10 protein-coding genes are annotated in these 12,357 nt (G+C 60.7%); 5 read left to right on the plus strand and 5 right to left on the minus strand.

Translation table 11 applies throughout. The features are described from left to right. Positions 1-5 precede the first annotated feature (5 nt). Genes J3A64_RS00840 through J3A64_RS00850 form a run of 3 tightly spaced genes read right to left on the minus strand, consistent with a single transcriptional unit; the run spans position 6 to position 4,169 of the window. A complete protein-coding gene (locus tag J3A64_RS00840) occupies positions 6-2,669 on the minus strand; it encodes a penicillin-binding transpeptidase domain-containing protein (RefSeq protein ID WP_210063434.1) in 2,664 nt (887 codons plus the stop codon). Next, entirely contained in the window at positions 2,666-3,622 is a 957-nt protein-coding gene (locus J3A64_RS00845) for an FHA domain-containing protein (RefSeq protein WP_210063435.1), read from the minus strand. The genes J3A64_RS00840 and J3A64_RS00845 overlap by 4 nt, the downstream gene beginning before the upstream one ends. A 34-nt stretch (positions 3,623-3,656) precedes the next feature. Next, entirely contained in the window at positions 3,657-4,169 is a 513-nt protein-coding gene (locus tag J3A64_RS00850) for a hypothetical protein (protein WP_210063436.1), read from the minus strand. Positions 4,170-4,334: 165 nt separating this feature from the next. Here J3A64_RS00850 and J3A64_RS00855 point away from each other — a divergent pair, with 165 nt between their 5' ends. The 5 genes from J3A64_RS00855 to J3A64_RS00875 all read left to right on the plus strand — a co-directional run bounded on the left by J3A64_RS00855 (position 4,335) and on the right by J3A64_RS00875 (position 8,796). After that, complete coding sequence (locus J3A64_RS00855) at positions 4,335-4,475, plus strand: hypothetical protein (RefSeq protein ID WP_210063437.1); 141 nt, start codon at positions 4,335-4,337, stop codon at positions 4,473-4,475. A gap of 462 nt (positions 4,476-4,937) precedes the next feature. Beyond that, entirely contained in the window at positions 4,938-6,038 is a 1,101-nt protein-coding gene (locus J3A64_RS00860) for a ferredoxin reductase (RefSeq protein WP_210063438.1), read from the plus strand. Positions 6,039-6,051: 13 nt separating this feature from the next. Continuing rightward, complete coding sequence (locus J3A64_RS00865) at positions 6,052-7,212, plus strand: acyl-CoA desaturase (protein WP_210063439.1); 1,161 nt, start codon at positions 6,052-6,054, stop codon at positions 7,210-7,212. Positions 7,213-7,374: 162 nt separating this feature from the next. Next, positions 7,375-7,605: a helix-turn-helix domain-containing protein gene (locus J3A64_RS00870; protein WP_210063440.1), complete on the plus strand. Its 231-nt coding sequence runs from the start codon at positions 7,375-7,377 to the stop codon at positions 7,603-7,605. A 369-nt stretch (positions 7,606-7,974) separates the two neighbouring features. Next, a complete protein-coding gene (locus J3A64_RS00875) occupies positions 7,975-8,796 on the plus strand; it encodes an alpha/beta fold hydrolase (RefSeq protein ID WP_210063441.1) in 822 nt (273 codons plus the stop codon). 170 nt (positions 8,797-8,966) lie between these two features. Here the strand turns inward: J3A64_RS00875 and J3A64_RS00880 are convergent, their stop codons facing one another. Both J3A64_RS00880 and J3A64_RS00885 read right to left on the minus strand, forming a co-directional pair. Then, positions 8,967-9,239 (minus strand): hypothetical protein, encoded by a 273-nt coding sequence (locus tag J3A64_RS00880; RefSeq protein ID WP_210063442.1) that lies wholly within the window; start codon positions 9,237-9,239, stop codon positions 8,967-8,969. Between the two features lie 177 nt (positions 9,240-9,416). Continuing rightward, the gene (locus J3A64_RS00885; RefSeq protein WP_307807223.1) at positions 9,417-11,870 is read right to left on the minus strand and encodes an acyltransferase; all 2,454 of its coding nucleotides are present in this window, start codon (positions 11,868-11,870) and stop codon (positions 9,417-9,419) included. Positions 11,871-12,357 lie beyond the last annotated feature (487 nt).

The raw sequence follows: 12,357 nt of genomic DNA on the forward strand, positions 1-12,357 counted from the left end.
GCCTCCTAGCTGCAGGGCGTTTTGTACGAAATATTGCTTCGGGGGATCAGAGGCAGAATGCGGGCAGCAATTTCCTGCGCATTGTTGGCTTGCGCCGACGTCGCATTCTGTACACGGGCCGTGATGATCCAGCGGCCATCAACAATTGCTGTAACCCAGGAATCCACTGCGGCTGCGGAGCCAGAAATACTCACCTCGGCCGTTCCGCTCTTCGCTGCTATGTCCCGCCCTAGAGAGTGACCGGCTTTACCTAGGTGGGTTGCCGTTCCCACCTCCGCGGCCTGGCGCATGCCTCGCAGGATTTCAACCGCAACGGGTGCAGGTAGGGCTTTCCCGAAGGTGGTAGCGGCTGTGACGGTTGGCGTTCCTGAGCAGACACTCGCCACCAAGTGCAGTGCCGGCGTCGGGCTGCCGTCGGTGCTTAGCGCGGAGTGGGCGATAACCGCCGTCGCGGCGTTCATCGCCAGCGGACTGGACTGGACCGATTCTTGGCCAATGCCCGTGCGCATGAGTTGAGGGGCTGACAGGCTTGTGTCTTCTTGCGCCAGGGCGAGCGGGGCGACATCGCCGCCGTCGAAACGCGTCAGCGTATTAGCGCCGAAGTATTCTTCCGCAACCCGGTTCAGTTCGGGCTGCCCAACGTGCAACGCCAGGTATCCCGCTGTCGTATTGCAGGAGAAAGCGAGCATGGTGGTTATGGAAGTGTCGGGGCACTCAAGATTCCTGCTGTTGGTCAATTCCGCGCCGTTCGCCTTCACAACGTCCGTCCGAGCTCCATCCGCATCGATGTCGTTAAGAAGGGCGGCGGCCGCAACTACCACCTTGAATGTGGAGCCCGGCGGAGAGCTCTTCAGCCGGCTGGGGGCTTCCGGTGCCGTGCCTGCAGCAAGATCTGCAGGATCCTTTTGCCGGGATGAGTAGAGAGCCAGAATGCTCCCGTTCATGCTGTCCGTAACAACCACTTGGGCTGAGCTGTCACCGGCGGCTTCCTTGATGGCCTTCTGAAGAGGGCTTTGGAGAGTCGTCTCGATGTCGGCGGGGACGCAGGCCGGCGGCCGGAAGAGGCCCAAGAGCACATCCAGTGGGTTTGCCGGCCCTCCGCAGGTCAGCTCCGAGCGGTACATGCTTTCCACCCCGTAGTCCGCATAGCCGCGGACCACCAAGCCCACGTCTGAATAGAGTCCGCCGCTGGGGTAGATGCGCTCGCCGTCGCTGTCGGTGCTTGCAATGATGGCGCCGTCCGCTGTCTGGATGTCGCCGCGCGCCAGGTACAGTCCCTGCAAGCTGGTGTCGATGGGCAGGACGGCCAAAGCACAGAGGTACGCCACTATTCCCGCGCTGATGCCCAGCACCGCTCGCGGCGGCGCAACCGTTGGTGGGCGCCCTGCAGGCTCGACGGCGGTCATCTCCCGGACCGCCGCGGAGGCGATGCCGAGTGCGATGAACGTTGACAGCATGGTGGAGCCGGTGGCCGCCAATGCCGGCGTGCTTAACCCGGTGAGGGGGATTGCTCCCATCGAACCGAGGACCGTAATCACCGTTTGAACCAGCAAGGCTGTGAGCACGCCTATCCCCGTGATTGCCAGGGGAGTGCGTCCCCGGCTGATACGGCTCAGCATGATGCCGTAGCAGCACAGCAGCGCAGCAGTTATCGCGCCGAGTGCAAGGTAGCCGAGATCCGCCGCGACTACGGCCGGGACGAAATCGGAGGCGGCCACCGGGATGTGGCCTGCGAGCGGGGAGGTTCCAACGCCGTGCCCGATCAAGCCGCCACCTTGGGCGGCCCGCAGTGCTGCGGCCAGTTGTTCATCTGGCGTGGACACGTTGGACCACCGGGTTTCCAGACGGTCCAGAACGTTGAACTGTGCAGCGAAGCTGACGCTCAGGAACACGATTGCGCCGGCGGTCAGCCAGACTTCGATCCGGCGCAGGATGGGCCGGATTCGGGCGACGGACGCCACCACCATGACGGCGGCGGCGGCGGTCAGGACAATCGCCGGGCCGGTGTCCACGACAGCCAGCAGGCCGAGGTTTCCCGCCAGGAGGATGAGTCCGATGCTGGAGGCCTTGGATTCGCTACGGAACAGGCGGCGCAAGCCGAGGGTTCCCAAGGTGCTCCAGCCGATCAGGCCCACACCTGCAATCGCAAGGATGCGGCTGAATTCGCCCAACTGCAGGGAGAAGGAACCGATGGCCAGCTGACCGGAATTGATGTGCCCCTGCAGCCCCGGGATGAGTCGGAGCAGCAGTGCCGCACCGAGTGCGAGTTGTCCCAGGCGCGCAAGCTTCTCCGGGGTGCGAAAGTGCCGGAGGATGCGGGGAAGCACGGCAGAGGCACCGACGAAGAGGAGCGCTGAAGCCACTGCGAAGGTCAGCATGGTGCCAAGATCTGCGCCGAGTCGGAGCTGGATGGCGATGCCCACAGCCGTGACACCCCAAACAACTGCGACGAGGTACCGGGTGGGTTTGGCCACGGCCCCGCACACTGCGGCACAGAGGCCTAGCGCCATGGCGCCCAAGATGCGGGAACCGTCGCCGACGTCCGCCAGAATCCAGAAGACGCTGAACGGAATGGCCCCTTGAAGTACGACGGCGGGAAAGGTCGCCCGCCGCTTGGCGGCGCCTTGAGGCGATGTTGCCCGGGGCGAGGCCAGCGACGGCCCGTTCATTGACGTTCTCCTTCGGCGAGGGACAAAACGACTTGTTGATCTGCGTCCAAGAGCAACCGGGAACCGGCCGGGACCGGCGTCTTCTGTCCTGCTGGCAATGCTTTCCAGCCCGTTTCTGATTCGACCCAGCTTCCGTGCGTGGACATGTCGGTCACGTAGCGGTTGCCGGATTCGAGCGTGATCATCAGGTGTTTGGCCGAGATGCCGGGCAGGTTGGGGAGCACCAGTTCACAGCTGGAGTCACGTCCCACTTGGAAACTTGTTTCGCCTTCGCGAAGGCGAATTGTTGCTTCTCTGGGCTCGTTTCCTGCGATCAGGGCTGTGACGACCACTGCATGGCCGGCATGCGGCGACCGCTGGCGCGGAGGGATCGTGCCAGCCGTCCAGCGCGGGTCAGGAGCAGAGGGGTCAGCGTGCGGGACCGTTTCGGCTTCCCGACGCAGAAAATCGGTAGCCGCAGAGGGAGAGGGGGAGGCAGCGGACTCGAAGTCCGGCGACTGGAAGGGCGACGTTTCGAACTCGGTGTAGGAAACCTCAACCGCGTTGGGCCCTATGGCGATGGGGTAATTCATGGTCACGCCTCTGATGCGGTTCCACGTGCAGTTGCGTCGTCGGGCTTCATTTTCACCAAGCTCGTTGGCCCTGACCACCAATTGGTTGTGCAGGCCCGCCGGGTTGGCCAGGATGAAGCCCCGGGTATTGACGTCGCACTGATACCAAAGGTGTGATGGCGCGTAGAGGATTTTGTTGGAGGCCCGGGCACCGTCCACTAATGCGGTTGCCCCCATCTCCACGGGGTCCTCATCCACGGTGTCCGTTGCCGGGAGCACCTTGGACAGCCACGCCCGCACAGACCCGGACTCAGCGAAGCGACCACGCTTCCGCTTGATCAGGATCATGCAGATCACTGTGACCACCACGATCAGGATGATCCCGCCTGATTGAAGATTCATTTCCGCCTCCATCGAATGTGGTTGAAAGGGTCCGCTAAGCGGCAAGCACCAGACCGTGCCCGCACACTTGGTCGAAAGGAAGCTGTGTGGTCAGGGTGCAGGCGGCCATGAGGCGGCGGGATGGGCGTCCTCGGCCAACCACCTGCTCCACCTGCATGCCGCTGCGTGCCGCCTTCAAGGCGAGGTCGGTGAAGATTCCATCGCCCGAGCCGATCACCAGCCGGGAGAAGCGGCGCGAATCATGAGTGATGTCGATGGCATGGAGCAGTGCATTGTCGGCGCCGTCCTGGCCGGACCCCACTACCCGCTGAATGCCTTGCCGGGGAAGGACAAACCAGGCGCGCTTCGCCAGGCGGTGGCTCATGGCAACAATGACGCGATCTCCGGGGGTTACCGTGCTGGTGTGGAGGCTCCAAACATGGAAGAAATCAGAAATTTCCTGCGGGGATGCATCAACGCCGCCCAGTTCGTTCTCAAGGTCAATCGCGTGGAGGGTGCGGTTGCCTACTGCGCAGCTGTAGTTGGAGGAGTTGCTGAAGTGTGCCATTCGTTGCCCCTTTGAACGGTTCGTGGGAACAACGTACTTCCGGCTGGCTGCTGTGGTCGCGCAAATATCTTCTACGAGATATTCACCTGACTTGCACGTGGCTGCCCGCAGGGGGGCGCCCCAACCGTAGTCGAGGTCGAACGCGGAGAACAAGCAGACCCCGGAATGGCTCGAGCTGCACCACCGCCAAGCGCGAGCGTCACCGACGGCACAGTGGTGACCCTCCCCGGCGAGCACTACCTCCACCACACGCACGCGGGAGAGATCGCTGACGGAGTGAGGGAGTGGGAGGCGGGGCGCGGGTAGGACTCACCACGCCGGTGCTGCCGCGCCGTTGTCCCCTGAGGCCCTACTCGTGCGCACGCCGCCGGTGTTGGTGCTCGTCTTGTGTAGACGACTCTTGAAAGTGACAGACCCGGGTGGGTGGGGGAGTGGCCCGATGACGATGTTCCGTTCTTAAAAAAAGTGGAACGCTACCCTTCTGAGCCGCCGGCGGGGGTTTGCACGAAATCCCGGGAAGGTATTACTCTCTTGCTACTGAAACCGGCATGGGCTCCAGGGCCCGGGGAGGAGGAACGCATCACCGCTGACCAATCCAAGCACTATGTCCCGTTTCCGTTGAAAGCCCCTCCCGAGGGGCTTTCCCTTTGTCCAGTAGTACTGCACTGGCAAGAAATGTTGTAAGTATGCTTATGATATTTTGCTAGTACGGAAATTCCGCTTCATACGGTCACAGTCCTCGTTCTCCCTCGTTGTGAAGAGTAGTGCATGTTCAGTTTTCGGCCGCTGGCCCGTATCGCCTCTGTTTTGACCACTCCGCTCGCCCCGGAAGATGTCATGGCGCTGTTCAATCCGGTCTATTCGTCTCGCCAGTTGCGTGCAGTGGTCACGAGGGTGGTCCCGGAGACTGCTCAGTCGGCAACTATTTTTTTCCGGCCCGGCAGGGGCTGGCATGCCCACCTTGCTGGTCAGTGGGCCAGGGTCGGGGTGGAGCTCAATGGGGTGCGTCAGTGGCGTTCCTATTCCCTGAGTGCGCCGGCGGGCGAAGACCCGGCCATAACAGTTACCGATGTTGGTTCCGTGTCCGGAGCCCTGGTCCGTGAGACAAAGGTCGGTGACGTTCTCTTCCTGGCCCCGCCTCAGGGCGATTTTGTCCTGCCGGAGCACCCCCGGTCCCTTCTGATGCTCACTGCGGGAAGCGGCATCACTCCGGTCATGTCAATGATCCGAACACTTGTTCCGAGCCGTCCCGACGCGGACGTTGTACTCATCCATTCCTCGCGCGGGGAAGGTGACAGTATCTTCCGCGAGGAAGTGGCTGAACTTGCTGATCAGTTTCCCAATTTCCGCCAGGTGCAATGGCACACTCACGGTCGTGGACGCATGGACTTTACATCTACAGCCGATCTCGAAGAAATATGCCCGGACTGGCGGGACAGGGCCGCATATGCCTGCGGCCCAGAGACTTTCCTGGACGATGCTGAGGCACTGTGGCAGCAAGCAGCGGCGGCTGAGGCCATCACCGCGGGAGGGAAATCAGACAGCGGAGCGGGGCAGGGATCGCTCACCATTGAGCGGTTCAGTACCGAGTTCAAGGGAGGAAGCGGCAGCGAAGGTGGCTTGGTTACCTTTGAAGCTTCCGATCGTGAGGTCCTGGCCGACGGCGGCGTCCCCCTCCTCGACGTCGGCGAGGACGCTGGTGTCCTCATGCCCAGTGGCTGCCGCATGGGCATCTGTCACAGCTGCCTGACTCCGCTGCTGTCAGGTAGCGTCCGGGACCTGCGCACTGGTGAAGTGCATGGCGCACCCGGCGAACTCATCCAAACGTGTGTTTCGGCAGCCGCCGGGCCCGTCAACCTCGAAATCTGAGGAGTACAACCGCATGTCAGTAGTTTCAGCCAAAAGCCCAGCCACCGCCGTCGGGCTCAAGACGCGGCCCGGAGCCCTTGCCGAGGACGGCAGGCCAACGGTGCGTCCACCGGCAGCCGCGCACCTGAGTGACGAGCAAGTGGCTGAACTGGGCCGCGAGCTCGATGCCATCCGTGACGACATCCTGGGCAAGCGCGGCTCAAGCGATGCCGCGTACATCAGGCGAATGATCAAGATTCAACGGGCGTTGGAAGTCTCTGGACGTGCCGCGCTGCTGGTCAGCAAGAATAAGGCCGCATGGATCACCGGCACAGCGCTCCTGAGCGTCGCCAAGATCCTGGAGAACATGGAACTGGGCCACAACATCCTCCACGGCCAGTGGGACTGGATGCGTGATCCGGACATCCACTCCACTACCTGGGAATGGGACTTCGTTACTCCGTCACGTTCATGGCAACACACGCATAACGACCTTCACCACCGCTGGACCAACGTCGTCGGCAAAGACCGCGACGTCGGATACAACCTTCTGCGCATGGATCCCGATCAGGAATGGAAGCCCTTCAACCTGGGCAACCCCCTCTACAACGCCCTGCTCGCGCCCGTCTTCGAATGGGGCATAGCCATCTACGACCTGGAGATCCCCGAATACAAAGAGGGCCTGAAATCCAAGGAGGCCATGAACAAAGACCTCAAAGCGCTGGGGCGTAAGGCTGCTAAACAGTTCGCCAAAGACTACGCAGCCACTCCCGCGTTGGCCATGCTCACAGGCTCCGGGAAGCAAGCCCTCTACGGCACACTGGCCGCCAACGCCATCCGCAATGTCTGGGCCCACGCTGTCATTTTCTGCGGCCACTTCCCCGAAGGAACGGACACGTTCACCGAGGAAATGGTGGAAGGCGAAACCCGCGGCGACTGGTACGTACGTCAGATGATCGGATCCGCCAACATCTCAGGGCCCCGATTTATGCACCTCATGACCGGAAACCTGTCGCATCAGATCGAGCACCACCTCTTCCCGGACCTTCCGTCCAACCGCTACGCCGAGATCGCCCCGAGGGTCCGAGACATCTGCCAACGCTACGACCTGAAGTACACCACAGGGCCCCTGCTGAAACAGGTCGGCTCCGCGTGGGCCAAAGTCTTCAAGCTCGCCCTACCACCACGGCCGTAGGGAGGCACCCTCCGTCCACTTGGCGCTGCAAAAGCCCTCGAGACCCGGGGGCGGACACCCTGGGGCATTGCATCTGTGAATTGGTGACATAGTTCAGGCAAAATTGAAGGTCCACCCCGTTGGGCCTCGTATTCCGGCCCTAGCCACTTCTACGATGGATGGATGTCCACTGAAGCCAAGAAGCACCGGTTCCTGACTATTGAGCAGGTTGCCGAGGAACTGAACGTGTCCGTGAGCCAGATCCGGGCGTTGTTGAAGTCCGGTGAACTCCGTGGGATCCAGGTCGGTGGCCGGAGTGTGTGGCGTATTGCTATCAGCGATGTTGAGGACTACATCACTGAGGCTTATCGACTCACGGCGGAGCGGATCATTGCGGGGGAGCTGCCCGAGTGAATGACCGGTGCTACACCGAACACCCTCCGCCCATCGCTGCCGGCGGACCAGTCGCCGCAGTCAAACTCATCGCGGCGTACTACCGCGCCCATGGAACCTGCCTACCGTGGCAGCAGCAGCGGACAGCGAAGAAGCCGAGCTGTACCGGTCCCTGAAGAGGCTCCTTCTGCAAGCAGACGCCGGAGTGGCTCGATCTGCACCATCGCCAGGCCGCGAGCGTCACGGACGGCGCCGTGGTGCCCCTCCCCGGCGAACACTACCTCCACCACACGCACGTGGGGGAGATCGCTGATGGGGTGAGGGAGTGGGAGGGGGCGGGGGTAGGTGCACACCCTCCTATCAGCGGCGGGGCGAGCGTACGCTGGGGCCATGGAGTCCGAAGTCAGGACCGTCCCTTTGAACACCGGGATCAGAGTGCCGTGTTTCGTCCAAGGCAATCTTGAGCGAACAGCCGACGACGGCGACTCACCGCTGCTGCTATTGCATGCGTGGAGTGAATCCTGGCGGAGTTTCGGACGGCTGATTGCCTCGCTTCCCGATCTCACTATCGTGGCACCGGACCTTCGCGGCCACGGCGACGCCGATAAACCCAGCGGCGGGTACACGCTGTCCGAGGTAGCAGAGGATATTGCCGCAGTGCTGGAGGCTCTGGGCATGGCACGCGCCAATGTACTGGGTTCCTCCAGCGGGGGCTACGTGGCTCAGCAACTGTCGGTCATGCGTCCGGATCTGCTGGCTTCGCTGGTCCTGGTAGGAACTCCACTGAGCCTCCATACGAGACCGCCGTTTGCGGATGAGGTGGACGCACTGACCGATCCAATCTCAGAGGACTGGGTTCGGGATTCTTTGTCCTGGTACCGATTGCTGCACACAGTGCCTGCAGCCTACATAGAGGAGCGGGTACGGGACGGTCTGGCCATGCCTGCGTCCATCTGGAAAGAATCCCTCCGCGGCTACTACCAAGCCCTCCCGCCGACGGAAACAGGCAACATTTCCGCCCCTACACTCATACTCTGGGGGGCCCACGATCACCTTGTGCCGCGACAGCATCAAGAAACCCTGGCAGGCCGCATCAAGGGCGCACGATTGAAGATCTACGAGGACACCGGTCACCTGGTGCTGTGGGAGTGTCCGGAACGAGTGGCAGAGGATGTGACGAGCTTCCTCGAAGGGTTGTCCGGATGCGGGTAACTTCCTGGATCGTTTGGACGTGGCCTTTCAGCCGCGTTTGTTTTGTACGGTCACTGGCGTCGTAGAACCACCATTGAATGTTGCCCTCGGTCGCTCTCGCCGCCCAGATGAATTCGCCGGTTTGGAGTCCTTCGTTGATTACGTGCTGACGTCAACGACACCACCGAGAACTACACCGACCGTGCCCGTGAGCAGATGCAGATGCTCACCAACCGGAACTCGTTCTCACGCACGTACCTCAACGAGATGGGCCACATCCAGAGCAACTTCGAACGCGCCCTGGGGGTACGGGCCTCCCGAAGGAGCTGCCGCTGTTGCTGTTCGTGGCCGCGGAGAACAAGCAGACCCCGGAGTGGCTCGAGCTGCACCATCGCCAAGCCGCGAGCGTCACCGACGGTATCGTGGTGCCCCTCCCCGGCGAGCACTACCTCCACCACACGCACGCGGGGAGCGTGCCTCGGCGCTGAATCAAGTCAGCCCCAGGCAAAAGATAAAGCTAGGATCATGCCAATAAGTGCCGCGAACGATGCACCCAGAGTCTGCGCTGGGCTCCTTGACGGACCTATTAGATATCGGTGCAATAGAGGGTCTTGAGCAATCGCAAGACCATCTTTCTGTCGTCACGTCAGCGCAAATTTGGGCGCCGGTACGCTACTTTCGTCTTGAGACTGGGTGTTGGCGTCCGTTTCGCGGACGCCGATCTCTTGTTTCTTCTCCTTCTCGGCAGACAGTGCGACAGCAATCAAAGTCCACAGAATGAATGCTGTAGATGGCCAGGTGAGGAGATCGAAGATCATGGCCTCTGCGAATACGCCGAGCAGCATTAGCCGGAGCACGCCTGAACTTCTCCTGAATGCGGCGATGAAGAGGCCCAGAATTACAGCCAGTCCGAGAATGCCGCTTTGAGCGAGGAGCAGTACGTACTGGTTATCTACTGCTTCAAAGCCGTCTCTTTGTAGGAGGCCTTCACTGAACAAGCGTGGAGTTGAAGATGCCCCGTCACCGAGGAATACCTGTTGCATGTCACGGAGGTTCAGCAGTCGCCCAATGGAGTCAATGGCCCCCAGCCTGTGAACCACCGAACCTGAGTTAGTTAGGGTCAGTAGCTGGTCAATGAGGAATGGTGCGGCCAATACACCGGCCGTGACTACGAGGATGAGAACCAACTGTAGGCGGACGATGATAGAGGGAAGAATCAATGTAACAAGGACCAGCCCCACATAGAGAAGGACTGCGTTTCGGCTCCCGGAAACGACTACGCCGGCGGCGAGGACGACCAACAGGACAGATTTCGGTAGCACCTTGATTTGAGCCTTGGCCACCAATACCGCGCCGAGGGTGATCATGAAAGCGAATGGAAGTGGGTGACCGAAGGTGCCCTGTGCTCTCGGAATGGAGGCGATTAGTTCGTTCCGGAGGGAGACGGAAACCCCATTGTCAGCGATTTTGGCACCGCGCCACAGCGGTTCCGTCAGGAATTGGACTTCAAATAGTCCCAGAAGCGCCTGACCAAGGGCGATGACAACGACGACGGTTGCAGCTTGCTTCAACAACCTCATTTTCAGAAGTGCCGTGCCGAATATGACAGCGGCATATGCGACGGTCACCGTGATTGCGTAGGCAGCCCATTCGTTGTCGTCAGGCATGCTGGCCGTCGCTAGAGCAGAGAGGATGAAGTAGGCGGCTACAGGCCAAACGAGTCGAGCCGCGGGTGTTAGCCGCGTGCGCATTAGGACTAGTGTTGCAGCTGATACAAGAACCACCGGGACCGCCAAACGGAGGACTCCGGAGCCTTCGATGCGCAGGACTGGGACACAGACAACGACTGCCAAAGCTACAAAGAAGTAAAGCAACACGAAGCGATTGGGTCGTAGTCCGAAGCTGAGAATCACAAGGCCCACCAGAGTGGCTGCGGCAGCGTACATGGGCGCCAGAATGACTAGCGGGACGATAACTATGATGGCCAGCACGGAACAAAGGGGCCACAGCATTGTGCCCCAGTTCAATTCTGCTCCTGCTCGCCGCCTTTGAGCGGTGCCAAGAGTCTCCTTGCGGGATCTGGCAGCGACCTTGAACCATTTTGGCGGGCGAAGCAGGAAGGTGGTTCCCGCGATACGCTGCAATGTAAGCCCCAAAAGAATGGCAATGAAAACGACGGAAAAGATCATGGCCAAGGCTGCTAGGCCGTCAACATTGACACCAAGCGCGAAGATCCCGCAGGCGATGCCGACAACGAATGTTGTATGCGACAGATAGATCGGGAGAGTTTGCTGGCCAAGCCTACTCACGGGTCGGATCCGCGTCAGTGCGAGGGCGGATCCGATGCCAGCGGCGACGCCGAAGAGCTGCGTGATGAGGCCGTTGACTGGGGTGTAGGGCAGTAAGGTAATCCAGCCTGTCACCGGGATTACGATCGCCCACGACACCGATACGAGAATCCAAGCTACAACTGGCACGTTCGAAACGAACCGCATCAATTGTTCCTTGTACCGCGACGCCGCTATGAAGAAGAAGAAGTACATCGGGAACTTGCTGAGCCCGGGGCCCATAAGGCGGATCAGGTCATCGCCTGCAAATTCACGCACTACACCGGACCAAAGGACGGAGAGCATCAATGCACCACCGATCGCCAGCCAGCTAGGTGCCTTGTGCAGCATTTTCGCCGAAATGAAGAAAACCACGAGTGCCCAGAGGAACCAAAGTTCGGCGTTGGGACGAACAGGGGAAACGACAACCCTGAGAAGGTGTGACGCAAGGGATCCGTCCTGTTGATCTGGAAGGATCGAAGCTGCCCCAAACTTATAGGCGAATACGGCTGCCTGCCAGATCAAGAACGTCCAGACCAGTAGGACAAGCTTGTGGTTGAAGAGTTGCCTCCATCCCACAGTGGCCCACTTCGCGGCAAACAACCCCGCTGCGGTGAAGAACAACGGCATGCGGATGCCCTCAGCGGCGGCATCGAACGCTCGGAGTTCATCTGGGGCAGTAACGCCAGCGAATCCGAGCCAGTGGATCGCGTGCGTTAAAACGACCAAGAATATCGAAATGCCACGTGCAGTATCTACCCAATCCACGCGGGACTTGGTCGTCAATGCGCCCCCCAAATTATCGAGCCCTTCGGTTATTGAGATTCATTCATTCTTGCTATGTACCGGCGAAGCTGGCCGACGCGTTCTGGAAACAGTACCCAAAGTGCCAGTCAGAGAAGAAGTGAGAAATGGCGCCGTCGGTCAAGACCATCGCGCATCTCCTGCATTGGCCCCAGCGAACCCTCGCGGAGGGCACAGACCACGTATCCGATTGTACGTCCAGGTGCTGATTCGCTCGTCAGAGAACATTTGCGTTTTGAGCCATGCCCTTATGAATGCGGGGCCAGCGGCGAGACCGATGAACGAAGAGATCTTGAGCCCTCCGTAGCGTTGTCGGACACTGTCGCAGACGATGTTCAGGCTTAGCACAAAGAGGCCACCAATGATGGCGAACGAAGCGCACATACTGTTGTCGCCCCGAGATCCCATGTGCTCATGATACGGGGCTGGGCATGGCTCCAGGCCATTGTGT

Origin of the sequence: Pseudarthrobacter sp. PvP004, from assembly GCF_017876035.1 — a bacterium.
In the GTDB taxonomy this organism is placed as follows: Bacteria; Actinomycetota; Actinomycetes; order Actinomycetales; family Micrococcaceae; genus Arthrobacter; species Arthrobacter aurescens_A.

What these genes read in the sequence shown, in the direction of transcription:
- J3A64_RS00865 (WP_210063439.1), top strand. Translation starts at nt 6,052, where the DNA reads ATGTCAGTAGTTTCAGCCAAAAGCCCAGCCACCGCCGTCGGGCTCAAG.
- J3A64_RS00845 (WP_210063435.1), bottom strand. Translation starts at nt 3,622, where the DNA reads ATGAATCTTCAATCAGGCGGGATCATCCTGATCGTGGTGGTCACAGTG.
- J3A64_RS00855 (WP_210063437.1), top strand. Translation starts at nt 4,335, where the DNA reads ATGGCTCGAGCTGCACCACCGCCAAGCGCGAGCGTCACCGACGGCACA.
- J3A64_RS00860 (WP_210063438.1), top strand. Translation starts at nt 4,938, where the DNA reads ATGTTCAGTTTTCGGCCGCTGGCCCGTATCGCCTCTGTTTTGACCACT.
- J3A64_RS00870 (WP_210063440.1), top strand. Translation starts at nt 7,375, where the DNA reads ATGTCCACTGAAGCCAAGAAGCACCGGTTCCTGACTATTGAGCAGGTT.
- J3A64_RS00840 (WP_210063434.1), bottom strand. Translation starts at nt 2,669, where the DNA reads ATGAACGGGCCGTCGCTGGCCTCGCCCCGGGCAACATCGCCTCAAGGC.
- J3A64_RS00850 (WP_210063436.1), bottom strand. Translation starts at nt 4,169, where the DNA reads ATGGCACACTTCAGCAACTCCTCCAACTACAGCTGCGCAGTAGGCAAC.
- J3A64_RS00875 (WP_210063441.1), top strand. Translation starts at nt 7,975, where the DNA reads ATGGAGTCCGAAGTCAGGACCGTCCCTTTGAACACCGGGATCAGAGTG.